This is a genomic window from Paenibacillus larvae subsp. larvae (assembly GCF_002003265.1).
Taxonomy (GTDB): domain Bacteria; phylum Bacillota; class Bacilli; order Paenibacillales; family NBRC-103111; genus Paenibacillus_H; species Paenibacillus_H larvae.
This window is the reverse complement of sequence record NZ_CP019687.1, coordinates 1,769,142-1,786,493: the sequence shown is the minus strand read 5'-3', so window position 1 is coordinate 1,786,493 and position 17,352 is coordinate 1,769,142. Positions and strand designations below refer to the sequence as shown.

Genomic DNA, 17,352 nt, shown 5'->3' with positions numbered 1-17,352 from the left:
TTTTGGTTTGGAATCCCGGCGCGCGTCGGGGCTCCGCACGGCGGTGGCCAGACCCCATGCAGATTCCCGGTGCGTTTGCGGTACGCCATCAAGTTATGGCCGGAGTTTCGGATGAAAAAGCTAATTATATATTTTCTGTAGTTTCAGGTGTCTTTACTTTAAAATGGATCAGAAGTCCGACTGCGACTAGAACCATCAGCGAACCCAGAGCAATACGGCCGCCTAATTGGCCGTAATCCTTAAGAGCGTAGGTAATGGAGCCGTAAAGGAGCGGGCCCACTATGGAAGATACTTTGCCGGAGAAGGCAAAAAGTCCAAAAAACTGTCCCCGTTTCTCAGGAGGAGAGAGCTGGACAATCAGTGTACGGGAAGTTACCCACATAGCTCCCATAGATATGCCATAAATGCTTCCTGCGGCCCGGAATAAACCTTCTGAAATATAAACGGTGGCCGCAATGATCGCTGCAATTAGCAGAACAGCTACTACACTGACTGCTTTTTTGGCACCGATCCGGCGGGTAATAAAACCGAAAATAAACGATCCGATGATACTGCTTACAGTTGATACCAAATACAGAATAAGAAACTTTCCGTCTGAAAAACCAACGATGGAGGTTGCATTAATGAGCTATTGTAGAAAAATTTGGCGAACATAAAGAATAGCAAAACACCCACCAGAGACAGCGGAATTTGAAATAAAGCGCTATTACTGTTCCATAAAGCGGACAAGCCCATCATAGCTGTACTGAAAACAGCGAGCAGCGTAAACGGAACGAGGAAGGCTTTCTTCTTCCCGGTACGGTCGATCCATACTCCAAACAACGGAGAAAGAATTACCAGAAAAAAGGGAGAGATGGCATTGGTATAAGCGATAAACGTCTGGGCGAGATTGTTTAGTGTTTCGCTTCCTCCGATGGCCTGTTTCATGTAGAAGGGAAAGAAGATAGTCACAATATTGGAAGAGAATATCGTATTGGCAAAGTCATACAAAGCCCAAGCGAGAATCGGGGTAGCCAGGAATAGGGAAATCCCTTTTCTTGTAATAGGCTGCGAGGAAACCACCGGATCTGTTTGTTCCATACATCCACCTACCTTTGGTAAATTAACAAAACATTCACTTCTTGTACAAATTTATTCTATCTGCCCTACGGCAATTCCTGTTTAAAAAATACAGTTAGGTCTTATCCTGTTGATTTTTATTTTCCATAGGGCAAATTAGGTGTATGATGATATGGAAAATGAGGTAGAAAAGGAGTGGACCCACAAATGGCAAATTCACAATTCCAGTCCTTGATCGATGAAGGAGAACGGATCGTCTTTTTTGGCGGGGCCGGTACTTCAACGGAAAGCGGCATTCCCGACTTTCGTTCGGCCGCCGGACTGTACCAGAAGCGGCATCATTTTGAATATCCTCCAGAGGTTATGTTAAGCCGAAGTTTTTTTCAGAAGCATACTGAGGAATTCTACTCTTTTTATTATGAGGCCATGTTGCATCCGGATGCTTGTCCGAATGCGGCTCATCTAACTTTAGCCAAATTGGAGGAAGCGGGCAAACTATCCGCAATAATTACCCAGAATATAGACGGGCTTCATCAAAAAGCAGGAAGCAAGTGTGTACTGGAGCTTCATGGTTCTGTTCACCTCAACACTTGTCTGGATTGCGGCCGTATTTATGGCCTTGAACATATTCTGGAAGCGGAAGGGAAAGTGCCTGTATGTAAGGATTGCGGGGGAATAGTGAAACCGGATGTTGTACTGTATGAAGACAGCCTCGACTTCCATGTGATTGAGCAAGCAGCTTTGGAGCTTTCCCGGGCAGATGTTGTGATTGTTGGAGGAACTTCTTTAACTGTACAGCCTGCTGCCTCGCTGATTCAGGCATATACAGGGCCGAATTTGGTTTTAATGAACAGGACACCTACCCATATGGATCATTTGGCGAAGCTTGTGCTCAGAGAACCGATGGGAGAACTGTTTAGTGCATTGACTATATAACGAGATCAAGATTCATTATGAAAAATATGGGGCTGTCCCAAAAGTCGATTTGTGATGTTTGATTCCCACTTAAAGTTAAATTTCAGGTAAAAAAGAACCTCCATCTTCACTTTGTCAGTGGATTTGGAGGTTCTATAGTTTGGAGTTTGGGACTGGATCATTCATGCGAACACTTATAGGACAGTCCCGTCTTTTTTTATGACAGGCATGATTTGTAATATTTATTTTTTCTGTTGAATGGTAGTCTATACAGCTTTACAATAAAACTCATTCTCCTCCCCTGGTTATATTCGAATACAGATAATCCGTCTTAAGGCCGACGGAAAAATACATCTATTGCCTGAGTATTAGATGTGGCTAAAAACGGACGATTAGAATATTTTGATCTGATATAATGCAACCAGAGGTAACTTACGATGGAGGACGCACATGAGATTTCGAGATTTTCATCGTAACCTAAGAATCCGTTTATGGGCGATATTATTCCGTAACATGCCAGAAGCTCCTACCTGCCCGTATACGGTTTTGTCTATAAGGGAGCAATGATGATCAGCCGGCTTTTTGTCATCATTGGCGGATGGCTGCCCAGTTTCTGGATGGCATCCTTATCACCGGAACGGGGCTCATCGGGATGGGACTTTTTTACCGGATCTACACGGGACTCACAATCCGTAAAAAGAGAATGCTGACTCAGGAGGTTCAGGTCTGAAGACGAAACAAAAGGTGGATGCTTATTATGATGGATTTATTTAGAAACGCAAATTTTGTACGCTTATTCATTGCGACGATGGCTTCCCAACTGGGTACAATGGTCGGTAATATGGCTTTCGCCTTTTACTTGCTCAACCGGTTCAGTTCACAGCCTTCCTATGCGACTATAGCGGAACTCATGTATACTTTGCCGACCCTGTTTGTATTTCTTATCGTGGGTATGGCGGCAGACAGATTCCACCGCAAACACATTGCGGAATATTCGGACTGGATCAGGGCGGGACTTACTATTATACTTATGCTCTCTATCGCCAAAGACTGGGTCGTATTTTCCTTCTTAATCTTATTTCTCCGCAGTGCAGTCGCTAAATTTTTCGGACCTGCTGAAGCGGCTATGATTCAAGGGATCTTAACCCCGGAGCAGTATGCTCAGGCTGCAGGGTTGAACCAATTACTATTTGGCATTTTTAATATCTTTGGTGTGAGTCTGGGGGCGGCTGCTTATTTAACTTTGGGCATTCAGGGAGCGATTATGCTGGATGGGGTCAGTTTTATCATCTCCGCCCTATTGATCCGTTTCTGCAAGATTCCCAGGGAGGTTTCCCTGCCCAACGGGGCTTCAAAGATAAGGGATTTAACATGGCATTTGTTTGTAGGGGACTTTAAAGAGGGGATGCGCTATGTGTTTCATTACAAACTGCTGCTGACCCTGCTGTTCGGATTTTTTATCTTTGGTTTTATCAACGGCGGGTTCGCGGTTCTCCCGATGTTTACGATGAAATATAACCTTGCTCCGGACCAATTCGAAAAATTTTCCTCAATCTTTTCTATCTTTTTGGGGGTGGGGATTATTATCGGAAGTTTCGGAGGAGCACTTCTCGTGAAAAAATGGAACATGCACACTATTCTTATAGCGGGATTACTATCCGTTGGTTTAATGGTTCTCGTTCTTTCTTTTATTCAACATGTCTGGGTTTACTTAATTCTTGTTCTGATAATTGGCATTCTTCTTGCCCCTGTCAATGTCGCCATAGGAGGATGGATGCCGCAAATTATCCATCCCACCCATATGGGAAGGGTCAATGCCCTCACCGAACCGGCCATGCTGCTGGCCCAGTCTGCGACCTTGTTTCTAATAGCCTGGTTATATCCCCGGCTAATCAATCTTCAGGTCATTTATTACGGGATAGGCGGTTTTCTGGTGTTGGTTTCCCTTTACTTTCTATTTGTGCTTCCCCGCATGGTAAAGCGACATGAAGTAAATGAACATACAACCTTATCATCATGAGTTGGTGAAAACGAAAAGACCGACTTGGCTCACTAAAGGTGAATTATGCTATAATGAGTCAGAAAGTAGGGATGCGAATGAAGAACTTTCGGGAATTGCGAACTTTTATGACATTTGCCCTGGTGGGAATTATGAATACGCTGATCGACTGGGGGATTTTCTGGTTTACATACAGTTTGGCCGGAATGCATTATCTGGTTGCCCAGACGCTTGCTTACGCTTGCGGGATGATAAACAGTTATGTGCTAAATAAATCCTGGACGTTTAAAGTGAAGAACAAGGCAAATCCTGTAGAGACAGGAAAATTTTTGGCTGTAAATCTGATTTGTCTGTGCCTGTCCTATTTACTGCTTTACGGATGGAATTCTTTTGTCGGCGAATATATGTTAATCGGTAAGGCTGTTGTTACAGCCGTACTCATGGTGCTGAATTACCTTCTCAATAAACAGTGGGTATTCAAGACAAATGAAGAATCCGTAAACATACAAAATGATTGGGAATAAATTCAGAGAACCCTCATGATTGTGATCAAAGCAGACATGAGGGTTTCGTATTTCCTCTATTTGGGCATACAGGCACTTTGCGCCCAGACCCGGCATACAATATAACACTCGCTACATAAAAACCTTCGCATATAAAAATCTTGCCATGCCGTAGTAATTTTACTGCCTTTAAGCGGGGTTAACATCCGCATCAGATTTCTTGTCTATACAATCATAGGAGGTGGCGCCCGTGCCCGGCATATTTACAGCGTTTGCTTTGTTTTTCAAGGAATTAATGCTGCTCGTATCATATGTCAAAAACAATGCATTTCCTCAGCCTCTTACTGAGGAGGAGGAAGAGAGACACCTGCGCCAAATGGCAGAGGGAAATTCGATGTCCCGCAATCTGCTGATTGAGCATAACCTGCGGCTTGTAGCACACATTGTCAACACATTATGAACACGAAACGATGTCAGGAAACGGCGCGGTTTGTTTGCAGCGGTCGGTTCATGCGGTGAGGGTGGACGAGCCATCGAAGTGGATAAAAGGTGGTTCCGAAGAGGCTGAAGAATTAAGCGAGGTCATTGAAGAAGGGTTTAATGAAATTTATTTTCGGATACCGCAACGGGAATCGGATGAAGGGTACACGGATATGGTTGATTTTACAGAAACGATTGAAGATAAAATGTTACGATCAACTTTGATGCACATATTGAGCGGCGACTCCTTAATAAATTGTGTTTTGACAATGGGAGCATTACAGGTGACTAGGTGCGTGTCGCTTTCGTATACCGTCTTTACCCAACGAGAGAGCAGATGCGAACCATACACTTTACTCTCGAACGTTGCCGTTTGCTTTACAATCGGCTCCTAGAAGAGCGTATCCTTGCGTACAAGACGGAAGGCAAGAGCTTAAACTACGATCAAGCCAATACGTTCAATGAAAGAAAACAGCATATTCCTGCCTTAAAACAGGTTCACTCTCAAGTCCTTCAGGATGTGGCTAAACGACTAGATAAGGCTTTTCAAGCATTTTTTCGCCGTGTTAAGCATAGGGAAACACCCGGCTTTCCCCGGTTTAAACCACAGCAACAGTATGATTCTTTTACATACCCACAAGGCGGACATGCCATCAAGGGTAACAAAGTTCGTTTGTCCAAGATTGGAGACGTAAAGACTAAACTGCACCGTCAGCCTCAAGGAAAGATCAAAACCTGTACCATAACCGTTAAAAACGGGAAATATTACGCTTGCTTTTCTTTTGAAGTAGATCCGTAACAACTTCCTGTTTCTGATGAAAAAGTAGGTATTGATCTTGGCTTGTTGCATTTTGCAGTTACTTCAGACAGCACAACGTTTGAGGCACCAAAGCAACTGCGAAGAAACGAAATGTCGTCTTAAACAGCTCCTAACGGTCTGTAACACGCAAGAAACGCGGTTTCTAATCGCAGAAAGAAGGCTGTTCACATTCTGGCCAATTTGCATGAAAAGGTGGCGAATCAGTATAAGGATCATGCACATAAGGTTTCCCGACAACTGGTAGATCGTTACGGCTTCACCTTTGAACATCTCAATGTGCAAGGGATGGTCAAGAATCGTCACCTGTCCAAGAGCATTGCGGATGCAGTCTGGAGTCAGCTTGTCCAATTCACCACGTACAAGGCTCGCTCGACAAGTTCTACTATAACCACCAATTTGGTGGGAAATGTAGGGGTTTAATTCTACTAACCTAACTGTATAACCAAAGATCGGAATGACGGAACCATGTTTCCCGAAACGATCTCGTCAATACTCCTGCGTGCGTTATGGGTGACAGCTCTTAGGGTTCGAAGACAGGTGGAGTCGGCAGAAAGAGGCTATAGCCACTCAGAAAGAGAAAGGTATGCCTACTGATATGCCGGGCGGCTGAAAAACTGACTATGGTGAGAATGTCTGAAAGGACTGACGAACTGCCGAATTTACACATAAATCTTGACAGACCCATGACTCCTGATGAATTCAGTAATTACCTCATTGCTGCTTAAATCTCAAGGACTCTTTTTATTAATGTTCACTTTTAGGGTCACAGTTCATACCGTTCAAGGTCTCTTTCGCCTTTTTAAATCCGATTTTGGTTATTTATTTCCCGTTTTCTAGAACATTTCAATTTATCGCATTTGCAGGGTTTTATTTTTTTATGGGGCAGAAAATAGAATTGTTATTTTAGTTTTGTCTATAACTTTTATCACATTTTCAATTTCAAATTGATCCAAATATTGACATTATATATGACGTGGTGTTATTTTAACGTTAAAATAACGCAATAAACAAAAAACGTATTATGAATTTTGCGTAACTATCCTCTCAATGAGAAAAACATGGTTTTACATTCCCCATCATGATTTCTACATGATTCACACATCCTTTATGCAATCAGCATCCCGTACCCGGTCAGAAAATCAATTCACACATTAACGCACTTAATTATGACCATTGTTCATTTGAACATCGCCAAATCCTTCCGTTTTTCTTTTTTGAATTTCAACTAAAAACAAACGAAGATTTCCCGTATGGTTGCAGGAACTTCCAGATAACTCGCTGATATTTTTAATACACATTTTGAAAGCGCAAACAATAATGATTCAATTTGTAAAGGAGCGAGCTTGGATGAAACAATTTTTTTCGATTCTCACCATCTGTTCTTTTCTGTTGCTGGCAGCGTGCGGAACAGGACCTGCGGCGGCAGACAAGAAAAAGGGGGAACAAAACGGGAACAAAGTGGTCAAAATTGGAATCGCGCAGTTTGCCGAGCATCCTTCACTGGATACGGCAAAAGCGGGATTTCTGCAGGCGCTGAAAGATGCCGGCTACCAGGAAAATGTAAATTTGCAATTGGATATGCATAATGCTCAAGGAGACATGAACAATAACATGACCATTGCGCAGAAGCTTGTAGGGGACAGAAACGACCTCATCTTGGCGATTGCAACACCTGCAACACTGGCGGTTGCGAAAGTAACAAAAAGACATTCCCGTCCTGTTCACGGCCGTAACCGATCCTGTTGCTTCCAAATTGGTTCAAAGTCTGGAGAAGCCGGGAGGAAACGTAACGGGCACGCGGGATACGAACCCGGAAGCAGTAAAGAAGACGATGGAAACGATAAAGAAATTTTTTCCCGAGGCCAGAAGACTAGGAGTGATATACAACTCCGAGAGCAAAACCCTGTTGTCAACATGGCCAACGTCAAGCAGGTGATGCAAAGCGGTGGTTTGGATCTTGTTGAGGTAACTGTCACGAACAGTTCGGAAGTGAAACAGGCTGCCGATTCTTTGGTGGGCCGAGCGGATATCATCTATTTGCCTACGGACAATACTGTTATTTCGGTACTAACTCGGTCATAGCGCTAGCAAACGATAAGGATATTCCGCTCTTCTCCGAGACTAGCGAATCCGTCGGGCAGGGTGCTTTTGCATCAGTAGGTTTTAGGTACTACGATTTGGGTTATACGACGGGCAAGATGGCGGAAGAGGTGCTGAAGGGAGTATCACCGACAAACATTCCTGTCCGATTCTCCGAGAAGCTTGACCTCATGATCAATCCAAAAGCAGCGGTGGAACAAGGAATTACGTTAACGGAAGAGATGAAGCAAGGCGCAATCCTGGTTGAGAAATAAATCTGTTCTATTTTAGGGGGATGCTATTGTGCTATATGCGCTAACGGTTCAGTTGAAGCAGGGGTCATTTACGCATTGATGGCTCTGGGCGTTTACTTGACGTTTCGGATTCTCGATTTTCCGGACTTAACCGTCGATGGCAGCTTTGCCACCGGCGGAGCCGTAGCGGCTGTCATGATTACCAATGGGTATTCCCCGATACTCGCGACGTTGTGTGCGTTATTGGCGGGCAGTATTGCGGGCAGCGTAACCGGCATACTTCATATGAAGGGGAAAATCAATACATTGTTGGCAGGAATCATTTCGATGATTGCCTTGTATTCGATCAATTTGCGGATTATGGGAAGGTGAATACGCCGCTGTTGGGTGCGGACACAGTGTTCACGAAAATTACATTCTTCCTGTCCAGTGTGCAGCCGCTCTCGATTTTGGCAGCCGTAGGGATATTTGTTTTGTTAATCAAATGGGCAATTGACTGGTTTCTGGATACAGAAATCGGCTTGGCCATTCGCGCAACCGGCGACAATACGAAGATGATCCGCAGCTTTTTCGCTAATACCGACAACATGAAAATAATAGGGCTGAGCGTATCCGCATCGGGCTTGATCCGATGGATTTGAAGCTGCTGACAGCCATTATTGTGGTAGTTGCACTAGTATCTTCACAGATGATTGATACTTGGAAAGACAGAAGAATAAGAACCTCGAAGGAGGATCCGCTGACCGCAGCTGATCAAGGGGCAAGGGGGGAAAGCCGTGCTGAAACTTAAAGGGATCCGTAAGGTATTTAACCGCAGGACAGTAAACGTAAAGGTGGCTTTGAATGAGATTGATCTGAAGCTTCGTCCGGGTGATTTCGTGACAATTATCGGTTCAAACGGAGCTGGCAAGTCTACGCTCATGAATATTATCTCCGGGGGAATGGCGCCGGATCACGGAACGATCGAGATTGATAGCGAGATGGTGACAGGCCTTTCAGAATACGCCGTGTTAAGTTTTTATAGAACGCGCACGAAAGATCGGGCGCGTATTCCAAGACACGATGGCCTGGAACAGCGCCGATGATGACGATTGAAGAGAACTTGGCTGTCGCTTTCTCGCGTGACAAGAGGCGTACCTTGCACAAGGGCGTGAATAAGAAGCGCAAGGAGCTTTTTCGTGAATTTCTGGTATCCCTGCATCTTGGGCTGGAACATCGGCTGACAGCAAAGGTGGGATTGTTGTCGGGGGGCGAGAGGCAGGCACTCAGTCTGCTCATGGCAACGCTTACACAGCCAAAGGTGCTGCTGTTAGATGAACATACGGCGGCCCTTGACCCGGCACGGGCGCAGCTCATTGCGAAGCTTACCAAGGAAGTGGTAGAGCGTTCCAAGTTTACTACACTGATGGTTACCCACAATATGCAGCAGGCCATTGAACTGGGCAACCGTTTGATCATGATGGATGCGGGTCAAAATTATTCTGGATGTGACGGAAGAGGAAAAGAAGAACTTGACGATCGAAGATTTATTGAAGAAGTTCGCCATGTTGAAGGGAGCAGCCAGCGACCGGTTGCTTTTGGCTAATTGAACAAAGATGAACGGAAGCAGAAGGGAGAGGTAGGAATGATTCAAAGTCAGGGACAGTCTTTAACCCCGCTTGTCAAGGAAAAGGAAGAAATGGCGATGAAACATGACAAGCTGCACGGGTTGCAGGAGCCGTATCAGGTTCTGAAGCCGGATGGAGAGCTTCGCCATAGAATCGGGGGGAAGTTGACGAGGCTCTGATGATAAAAATGTACGAGAACATGATGCACGTACGGATGTTCGATCGGAAGGCAGTCAATCTGCAAAGACAAGGCAGAATCGGCACCTATGCTCCATATGAAGGGCAGGAGGCAGCACAAGTCGGCAGCGCAATGGCACTCTCCCCGGAAGATTGGTTGTTCCCCAGTTATCGCGATCACGCCGCAACTATTACGCATGGGCAATCGCTCAGTCGTGTTCTTTTGTATTGGATGGGGCACATGGAAGGCTCTGTCAGTCCGGAAGGTCTGAAAATCATGCCGCCGTGTGTTCCGATTGCCACTCAGCTTGTGCATGCTGTAGGAACATCATGGGCCGCAAAGCTGAAGGGGGAGAAGCAGGCCAGCATTGCTTATTTTGGTGAAGGAGCAACCTCGGAAGGTGATTTCCATGAGGCGTTGAACTTTGCCGGGGTATACCAAACCGCCACCATCTTTTTCTGCCAGAACAACGGTTATGCAATTAGCGTGCCATTTCACGCCCAATCTGCTTCCAGGACGATTGCCCAACGTGCGGCCGCCTACGATATAGTAGGGGTACGTGTAGACGGCAACGACATATTTGCCGTATGGCTGACGGTCCGTGAAGCGATTAAGCGGGGGTTGGCCGGCGGCGGTCCAACTCTGGTAGAGGCAGTCACGTTCCGGTACGGGGCACATACAACGAGTGACGATCCGAGGAAATATCGGGACCAGGAGCGCCTTGCCTCGGAGTGGCGGGAACAACGAGATCCCGTGCATCGTTTGCGTTTGTTTCTTCAGAAAAGGGGCTTATGGAACGAGAAGGACGAGGAACGGATGCTGGAGAGGCTTACCGGTCTGATCGAAGATGCGGTTAGCGAAGCGGAGAGCTATCCCAAGTCCCGGCCCGCAGATATGTTCAAACATGTATTCGCTGATGTGCCGTGGTCTATAGACGAGCAGCAGAAACAAAGCGGCCTTTGTATGGAAAGGGAAGGTGAATCATGAGTCGCAGTTTGACTATATTGCAAGCGGTAACCGAAGCGCTGGACCAAAAACTGGCCCATGACCATCGCGTTGTTCTGTTGGGGGAAGACATCGGCGTCAATGGCGGTGTATTTCGGGCAACAGACGGACTGTTCGTTAAGTATGGTGAAGAACGGGTGCTCGACACGCCACTGGCCGAATCTGGCATTATCGGTTCGGCTATCGGGTTTGCACTGAACGGCTTGCTTCCTGTAATTGAAATTCAGTTTCTGGCCTTCATATATCCAGGCTTTGAACAACTTGTTTCACATGCGGCCAGGATGCGCTATCGAACCCGGGGGCAGTTCAGCGTTCCTATAGTCATAAGAACACCTTACGGCACAGGAATCCGCGGTCCCGAGCTTCATTCGGATAGTATCGAAGCATTCTTTGTTCATACGCCCGGGATTAAAGTGGCCGTGCCAAGCAATCCATATGATGCAAAAGGCTTGTTGATCAGTGCAATTGAAGATCCTGATCCGGTCATTTTCCTGGAGCCTGCCCAGATCTACCGCGCTTTCAAGACTAAGGTCCCCGAAGATATGTATCGTGTTCCGTTGGGGAAAGCAAGCATTGTCCAGGAAGGTAACGATGTAACAATTATTTCGTGGGGAGCCATGATGCGCGTAGCGCTTACGGCGGCACAGCAGATGGAACGGGAAAACGGCTGGTCATGTGAAGTGATCGACTTGCGTTCGCTTTATCCTCTTGATAGGGATACGATTGTCGCATCCGTCCAGAAAACCGGACGTGCTCTCATTGTCCACGAAGCGCATAAGACGGCCGGTGTCGGGGCGGAAATTATTTCGTTAATCAATGAGGAAGCGTTAATGTACCTGCGGGCTCCGGTAAAGAGAATTACCGGATTTGATGTTCCGGTTCCGCAGTTTTCACTCGAAAATTTTTACGTTCCAACGGTAAAACGGGTTAAGGATGGAATCGCAGATACGATCCGGTTCTGACCTGTTTATGGAGGAGGAAAGAATGCGAATGATGGAATTCAAGCTCCCCGATGTGGGAGAGGGCATTCATGAAGGAGAAATCGGCAAATGGCTAATTAAGGAAGGTGAACAGGTCAATTGCGATCAGCCTATTGTTGAGGTGATGACGGATAAGGTGAACGCGGAATTAACCGCCCCGGCAAAAGGCGTAGTCCGAAGGCTGATGTTTGCCGAAGGGGATAAGGTCGAAGTGGGGCAGGTGCTATTTCTTCTTGACGTGGAGGAACACGAAACATTGGGGAGGACAGGGGAGGCGGAGCAGGCTGCAACTGCATCTCCGCCCGCTTCACCGCCGGCAGGAGAATCAAGCTTTGCTCCCGTTCATACACCGAGACGTGTACGGGCTGCGCCTTATGTTCGCCAGCTTGCACGGCAGCTCAAAATAGATATAGAGCAGGTGACGGTAAGCGGGGCGGATGGCCGCATCTCCGAAGAAGATCTGAGACGTTATGCGGATAGCAGGGAAACTGCTGAACCGGTAGTTCCGGCATTGGCATCCGAAGCGGCGGAATCAGATCACAACGGGTCTGCTGGCGGGTCCAAGCTGCTGTATTCTCCCCCTGAGGCTAAGGGAAACTTCGTAAACGCGACTCATATGAACAGCGAAGCGCCATCTTGTGCTGAGGAGCGAATCCCGCTGAGGGGCGTGCGCCTGAAAATCGCCGAACGAATGGTTAAAGCCGTAACGGTTATCCCTCATGTCACGCAAGTGGATGAACTGGAAGCAGATGCGCTTCAAGCTCTGCGGGAACGTCTGCAGTCGATTGCTGCTGAGCGGCAATTGAAGTTGACTTACCTGCCGTTTTTTATCAAGGCACTGATTATCGCGCTCAAGGAATTTCCGGTTTTCAATGCCTCGCTTGATGACGAGAGAAAGGAAATCCTGCTGAAGCGTTACTATCATATTGGAATTGCGGTAGATACGCCGGACGGATTGATCGTCCCCGTCATCCGGCATGCGGACCGTAAGACGGTCTTTCAATTGGCAGAAGAAATCTCCCAATTAACGATGCAGGCATGGGAAGGAAAACTCACTCTGAATCAGATAACGGGCGGCACCTTTACGATTAGCAACGTCGGGCCGATCGGCAGCCTACTGGCGACCCCGATCATCAATCATCCTGAAGCAGCCATTCTGACACTGCATAAGATGGAACCGCGCATGGTTGTACGAAACAGGGAGGGGGTTATTAGGCTGATGATGAACATGGCGTTATCGTTCGACCACAGAATAATCGACGGTGCGGATGCAATCCGTTTTACCAATCGCATGAGGCAGCTGCTTGAGAATCCTGATTTGCTATGGGCGGAGATGATCTAGATGGTAGTCGGTGAGATTGCAATAGAAACGGATGTTGTTGTTATTGGCGGGGGACCGGGAGGCTATACGGCAGCTATTCGGCTAGGACAGCTGGGGAAATCCGTCGTGTTGGTGGAAAAAGATGAACTGGGCGGTGTCTGCCTCAATTCGGGATGTATTCCATCCAAAGCGTTGATTCACGCGGCCGGTCTGTTCTATGACATGAAAACAGCGGCAAAAATGGGGGTTCGGGCGGAGGGAGAAAGGATTGCTTTTGATTTTCCCGCCTGGCAAGAGTGGAAATCCGGTATAGTTGGCAGGCTGCGGAGCGGGGTCAAGCAATTGTGCGCCGCAAGCGGTGTGACCACCGTAAAGGGAATCGCTGTTTTCTTATCTGCCGACCGCCTTGGGGTGGAAACGGAGTCAGGCTTTGAAACCTATAAATTCCGGCAGGCTATTATTGCCACAGGTTCACGGCCATACCTTCCTTCGTTCGCGGAATCGGGTAATCCGCGCATCCTGACTTCTACGGATGTATTGGATTGGAGACAACTTCCCGATAGCCTGGCGATTGTGGGAAGCGGCTATATCGGCATCGAATTGGGCATGGCTTTGGCCAAACTGGGCTGCCGGGTTACGCTCCTTGAGCGGGAGGGACGAATTCTTCCGCTCGTAGATGCCGGCCTCTCTGAAGAAGTTATGAGACGTGCGCACAAGCTGGGCATTACCATCAAGACATCGGCGGCGGTGCGCATTGCCGTCGCACATGAAGATCATGTTGAACTCCATGTGGAATCACAGCAAAACGGAGAGGAGGTCATTGTCAGCGACAAGGTGCTGGTGACGATCGGGCGAACCCCGAATACGGAGGAGATCGGTTTAAGCCAAGCAGGTGTAATCATGGATGAATGCGGCTATGTGAAGGTAGATGCAGAATGCCGTACCAACATAAGTCATATCTTCGCGATTGGTGATATTACACCTGGCCCAGCTCTAGCCCATCGCGCCGCAAAGCAGGGGACGGTTGCCGCAGAGGTGATAGGAGGATTGCCGAGCGCCATGGATTCACCGTATGTTCCGTACGTTATTTTCTCTGATCCGCAGGTTGCCGGAGTCGGGCTTACGAGTGAGGAGGCAAAACGGCAGGGAATAAAGGTGAAGACAGGGCGGTTCCCTTTCCGGGCCAACGGGTATGCGCTTGCTGCAGGGAAGACGGAAGGTTTCACGGAAGCGGTCGTCGATGCGGACTCTCATCTGCTGCTTGGCATGCACGCGGTAGGTGCGGATGCCAGCAACCTGATCAGCCAAGGTGTGCTGGCACTCGAATTATCAGCTAAGGCAGAAGACTTGGCCCTTGCGGTGCATCCTCACCCCACACTCAGCGAAGGCTGGCTGGAAGCTGCAGCCGCGGCCCTTGGGCATGCCATACACATCGTTAACGAAAGGAGGCAGGGGCATGATTAACCGAATGGACACGGTTAGAATGCGGGAAGATGAGCGATTGGCGGAATTCCTGGAGCGCATTGACCGGGGAGAGAAAATAGAGGCTGACGATTGGATGCCCGATAATTACCGCAACCAGCTGATTAAGCTTATATCGATGCATGGCGTAAGCGAAATTATGGGAGCGCTGCCTGAGAAGGAATGGGTGCCGAAAGCTCCAACCCTGCGGCGCAAATTGGCGATTATGGCCAAGGTGCAGGATGAGATGGGGCATGGACAGCTGCTGCTCCGTGTTGCGGAGGACCTCATGGCACCGCTTGGCAAAAATCGGGAAAATCTGCTGCAGGCTCTATTCTTAGGCAGGCTGAAATTTCACAACGTTTTTCATATGGAGGCTCCCACGTGGGCGGATGCCGGTGTTATAGCCTGGCTTGTGGACGGAGCGGCTATTATTACTCAGACAATGTCACTGGACACCTCCTATGCGCCTTATGCCCGCGCTCTCCAACGCATTTGCGCCGAAGAGAAGTTCCATGCCCAGCATGGAGAAAGCATTGTGCTTGAGCTGGCCGAAGGGACTCCGGCACAACGGCAAATGCTGCAAGATGCCGTAAATCGCTGGTGGCCTTCTCTGCTGATGTTCTTCGGCCCGCCGGAAGGTGGCACCATCTCCAGCAATCAGCAGTTGAACATGCGCTACAAAATTCGCTCGCAGACGAATGAAGAATTGCGGCAGGCTTTTTTTCATAAATATGTAAAACGCATTTATCATCTTGGCTTAACTCTTCCGGACGATACAATCCGTTATGACGAAGCAAAGGGGATTTGGCATTATCAGCAGCCGGACTGGGAGGAGTTCGTGCAGATTGTGCAGGGGAACGGGCCCTGTTCAGCGCAGCGGCTGCGGCTGCGAAGGACATCTTACGAAGAGGCAAAGTGGGTGCGTGATGCAATGCTGGCTATACCACGCACACAATATGCGGCAGGAGGAAGATCATGAACAGCGCACATGAAAAACAGTTTTCCGTATATGAGGTGTTCAGTCAGAAAAATCCGGGTTCTGGCTTTGTACACCAGTTCAGCTTGCTTGCCCCGAACCATGAAGCCGCGCTGCTGATGGCGCGGGAAAACTTTATGCGCCGTGAATCCTGCAGCAATATCTGGGTTATAAACCGCGAGGACATTCACGGATTATCCCCCGAAGAGCGCAAGAGCCTGGAGCGTTTGGACAATAAAAGCTACCGTGAGACAAGAGGATACGGCAATGTACAATCCAAATGGCGCCGGCACAAAGAAGCGTATGAGAACAAAATGGTTATGGAGCAGAAAGGGGTCTAGGCTAGCATGTCGGAAGTTATATATGTAGAGACGGCGGAAGAGGCAAAGCGCAATCCTGAATATAAACATGCTTTGGAGGACTTGCTATTACAAATTGCAGACGATGATTATATTTTGTCTTACCGGGGATCGGAATGGCTGGGGCTGGCTCCCCATATCGAAGAAGATGTCGCCTTCTCATCCATGTCGCAGGACATGATGGGGCATGCGGTAATGCTGTATGAAATGCTGGAGGAGCTGGGAACCGGCAATGCGGACGACCTGGCACACATGCGCGACCCGGATGGATTCCGCAATTCGGTTCTTGTCGAGCGCCCGAACGGGCCGGGGGATTATGCGGATCAGCCGCACTATGACTGGGCTTACGCGATAGTTCGCTGCTTGCTGTACGGTATTTTCAAGCAAATCCGGCTGGAAGCTCTGACCCGGTGTTCCTATGTGCCGCTGGCGCAGACTGCGAGAAAAATGCAAGGCGAGCACCACTATCATATGCGGTATTGGCATTCGTGGTTTCAACGGCTGGCCCTCAGCACAGACGATGCGCGGAGTAAATTAACTGCGGCATTGCAACAGGCCTGGAACGACATCGGCGATTTGTTTTTACTTGGCAGATTGTCCGCTTCTATTGTTAGATTTGGTCTGATTGAGGGTGAGGATATTTTATCAGAACGGTGGATTGCCGATGCACGGAGCATGTTTGCGTCCGCACAAATCGATTGGCCGGGGGATTGGGGTATTCCCAAACAAAACGGACGCGAAGGGCAGCATACCAATGACCTGGTGAAAGCCGTCACCACAATGGCGGAGGTATACCGGCTGGACCCTGCTGCCAGTTGGTAAAGGGGGACCGGCTATGGTACATGATACACCGGTATTGCAAATAGAACGGATCTGGGAACTTCTGCAGGATGTCAAAGATCCGGAGATTCCCGCCGTCAGCATGATAGAAATGGGCATGATCCACAAGGCGACGGTCATGGAAGGAGTCGTTACTATCGAGGTATTGCCCACCTTTATTGGCTGCCCTGCCCTGGAGATAATGAAAAACAACATTTGCGAGAAGCTGGATTCAATTGATGGCGTACGCGAGGTTAAGGTCAACTTCGTGAGGCGGCCCATATGGACATCCGACCGCATTAATGATGAAGGACGGGAAAAGCTGCGTTCATTCGGTATCGTTCCGCCTCCGCGCGGCTGCAGGCCGGGTGAGACTTGGGAAATATGCTGCCCTTATTGTGATTCGCCGTATACCCGGCTGGACAATTTGTTCGGGCCGGCGGCTTGCCGAAGCATTTTATATTGCAGTCAATGTAAAAATCCGTTTGAAGCGCTGAAAGCAACCTGAATGTTCATAATCAGACAGAGCTTATC

15 protein-coding genes and 5 pseudogenes are annotated in these 17,352 nt (G+C 48.1%); 19 read left to right on the top strand and 1 reads right to left on the bottom strand.

What is annotated here, in order from left to right; all coding sequences use genetic code 11:
- Positions 1-124: 124 nt before the first annotated feature.
- Positions 125-1,080: pseudogene (locus tag BXP28_RS09275) on the bottom strand (MFS transporter).
- A gap of 186 nt (positions 1,081-1,266) precedes the next feature.
- Here BXP28_RS09275 and BXP28_RS09270 point away from each other — a divergent pair.
- From BXP28_RS09270 to paaD, 19 genes and pseudogenes are all read left to right on the top strand, one after another.
- Positions 1,267-1,995: an NAD-dependent protein deacylase gene (locus BXP28_RS09270; RefSeq protein WP_023483822.1), complete on the top strand. Its 729-nt coding sequence runs from the start codon at positions 1,267-1,269 to the stop codon at positions 1,993-1,995.
- 736 nt (positions 1,996-2,731) lie between these two features.
- Positions 2,732-3,994 (top strand): MFS transporter, encoded by a 1,263-nt coding sequence (locus BXP28_RS09265; protein ID WP_158225786.1) that lies wholly within the window; start codon positions 2,732-2,734, stop codon positions 3,992-3,994.
- A gap of 53 nt (positions 3,995-4,047) precedes the next feature.
- Complete coding sequence (locus BXP28_RS09260) at positions 4,048-4,497, top strand: GtrA family protein (RefSeq protein WP_051428024.1); 450 nt, start codon at positions 4,048-4,050, stop codon at positions 4,495-4,497.
- Between the two features lie 229 nt (positions 4,498-4,726).
- Positions 4,727-4,924 (top strand): annotated as a pseudogene (locus BXP28_RS09255) (RNA polymerase subunit sigma-70); the annotation flags it as partial.
- A gap of 369 nt (positions 4,925-5,293) precedes the next feature.
- Positions 5,294-5,755: an RNA-guided endonuclease InsQ/TnpB family protein gene (locus tag BXP28_RS09245; RefSeq protein WP_051428025.1), complete on the top strand. Its 462-nt coding sequence runs from the start codon at positions 5,294-5,296 to the stop codon at positions 5,753-5,755.
- A 213-nt stretch (positions 5,756-5,968) separates the two neighbouring features.
- Positions 5,969-6,196: a hypothetical protein gene (locus BXP28_RS22690; RefSeq protein ID WP_152532845.1), complete on the top strand. Its 228-nt coding sequence runs from the start codon at positions 5,969-5,971 to the stop codon at positions 6,194-6,196.
- Between the two features lie 927 nt (positions 6,197-7,123).
- Complete coding sequence (locus tag BXP28_RS25555) at positions 7,124-7,858, top strand: ABC transporter substrate-binding protein (RefSeq protein ID WP_420898944.1); 735 nt, start codon at positions 7,124-7,126, stop codon at positions 7,856-7,858.
- Positions 7,855-8,130: an ABC transporter substrate binding protein gene (locus BXP28_RS25060; RefSeq protein ID WP_309564044.1), complete on the top strand. Its 276-nt coding sequence runs from the start codon at positions 7,855-7,857 to the stop codon at positions 8,128-8,130. Before BXP28_RS25555 ends, BXP28_RS25060 begins: the two co-directional genes overlap by 4 nt.
- A 78-nt stretch (positions 8,131-8,208) precedes the next feature.
- A pseudogene (locus BXP28_RS09235) lies at positions 8,209-8,723 on the top strand (ABC transporter permease); the annotation flags it as partial.
- A 17-nt stretch (positions 8,724-8,740) separates the two neighbouring features.
- On the top strand, positions 8,741-8,899 hold the full coding sequence (locus BXP28_RS25550; protein ID WP_155116277.1) for a hypothetical protein: 159 nt from the start codon (positions 8,741-8,743) through the stop codon (positions 8,897-8,899).
- Positions 8,886-9,698: pseudogene (locus tag BXP28_RS09230) on the top strand (ABC transporter ATP-binding protein). The gene BXP28_RS25550 and the pseudogene BXP28_RS09230 overlap by 14 nt, the downstream one beginning before the upstream one ends.
- 89 nt (positions 9,699-9,787) lie before the next feature.
- Positions 9,788-10,881: pseudogene (pdhA, locus tag BXP28_RS09225) on the top strand (pyruvate dehydrogenase (acetyl-transferring) E1 component subunit alpha).
- Positions 10,878-11,861 carry an alpha-ketoacid dehydrogenase subunit beta gene (locus tag BXP28_RS09220; protein WP_036656433.1) on the top strand — a complete coding sequence of 328 codons (984 nt, stop codon included), beginning with the start codon at positions 10,878-10,880 and terminating at the stop codon, positions 11,859-11,861. The pseudogene pdhA and the gene BXP28_RS09220 overlap by 4 nt, the downstream one beginning before the upstream one ends.
- Positions 11,862-11,889: 28 nt before the next feature.
- Entirely contained in the window at positions 11,890-13,221 is a 1,332-nt protein-coding gene (locus BXP28_RS09215; protein ID WP_036656434.1) for a dihydrolipoamide acetyltransferase family protein, read from the top strand.
- A complete protein-coding gene (lpdA, locus tag BXP28_RS09210) occupies positions 13,222-14,664 on the top strand; it encodes a dihydrolipoyl dehydrogenase (protein WP_023483833.1) in 1,443 nt (480 codons plus the stop codon). It begins immediately after the preceding gene.
- Positions 14,657-15,643 carry a 1,2-phenylacetyl-CoA epoxidase subunit PaaA gene (paaA, locus tag BXP28_RS09205; protein ID WP_036656437.1) on the top strand — a complete coding sequence of 329 codons (987 nt, stop codon included), beginning with the start codon at positions 14,657-14,659 and terminating at the stop codon, positions 15,641-15,643. Before lpdA ends, paaA begins: the two co-directional genes overlap by 8 nt.
- Positions 15,640-15,981 (top strand): 1,2-phenylacetyl-CoA epoxidase subunit PaaB, encoded by a 342-nt coding sequence (gene paaB, locus BXP28_RS09200; protein WP_023483835.1) that lies wholly within the window; start codon positions 15,640-15,642, stop codon positions 15,979-15,981. Before paaA ends, paaB begins: the two co-directional genes overlap by 4 nt.
- A 6-nt stretch (positions 15,982-15,987) precedes the next feature.
- Positions 15,988-16,821: a 1,2-phenylacetyl-CoA epoxidase subunit PaaC gene (gene paaC / locus BXP28_RS09195; RefSeq protein ID WP_023483836.1), complete on the top strand. Its 834-nt coding sequence runs from the start codon at positions 15,988-15,990 to the stop codon at positions 16,819-16,821.
- A 13-nt stretch (positions 16,822-16,834) separates the two neighbouring features.
- Positions 16,835-17,326 (top strand): 1,2-phenylacetyl-CoA epoxidase subunit PaaD, encoded by a 492-nt coding sequence (gene paaD, locus BXP28_RS09190; RefSeq protein WP_023483837.1) that lies wholly within the window; start codon positions 16,835-16,837, stop codon positions 17,324-17,326.
- Positions 17,327-17,352 lie beyond the last annotated feature (26 nt).

Bases quoted from the DNA above. Each gene is read 5' to 3' on its own strand.
- BXP28_RS09270 (WP_023483822.1), top strand. From the start codon at position 1,267: ATGGCAAATTCACAATTCCAGTCCTTGATCGATGAAGGAGAACGGATC.
- BXP28_RS09265 (WP_158225786.1), top strand. From the start codon at position 2,732: ATGATGGATTTATTTAGAAACGCAAATTTTGTACGCTTATTCATTGCG.
- BXP28_RS09260 (WP_051428024.1), top strand. From the start codon at position 4,048: ATGAGTCAGAAAGTAGGGATGCGAATGAAGAACTTTCGGGAATTGCGA.
- BXP28_RS09245 (WP_051428025.1), top strand. From the start codon at position 5,294: ATGCGAACCATACACTTTACTCTCGAACGTTGCCGTTTGCTTTACAAT.
- BXP28_RS25555 (WP_420898944.1), top strand. From the start codon at position 7,124: ATGAAACAATTTTTTTCGATTCTCACCATCTGTTCTTTTCTGTTGCTG.
- BXP28_RS25550 (WP_155116277.1), top strand. From the start codon at position 8,741: ATGGATTTGAAGCTGCTGACAGCCATTATTGTGGTAGTTGCACTAGTA.
- BXP28_RS09220 (WP_036656433.1), top strand. From the start codon at position 10,878: ATGAGTCGCAGTTTGACTATATTGCAAGCGGTAACCGAAGCGCTGGAC.
- BXP28_RS09215 (WP_036656434.1), top strand. From the start codon at position 11,890: ATGATGGAATTCAAGCTCCCCGATGTGGGAGAGGGCATTCATGAAGGA.
- lpdA (WP_023483833.1), top strand. From the start codon at position 13,222: ATGGTAGTCGGTGAGATTGCAATAGAAACGGATGTTGTTGTTATTGGC.
- paaA (WP_036656437.1), top strand. From the start codon at position 14,657: ATGATTAACCGAATGGACACGGTTAGAATGCGGGAAGATGAGCGATTG.
- paaB (WP_023483835.1), top strand. From the start codon at position 15,640: ATGAACAGCGCACATGAAAAACAGTTTTCCGTATATGAGGTGTTCAGT.
- paaC (WP_023483836.1), top strand. From the start codon at position 15,988: ATGTCGGAAGTTATATATGTAGAGACGGCGGAAGAGGCAAAGCGCAAT.
- paaD (WP_023483837.1), top strand. From the start codon at position 16,835: ATGGTACATGATACACCGGTATTGCAAATAGAACGGATCTGGGAACTT.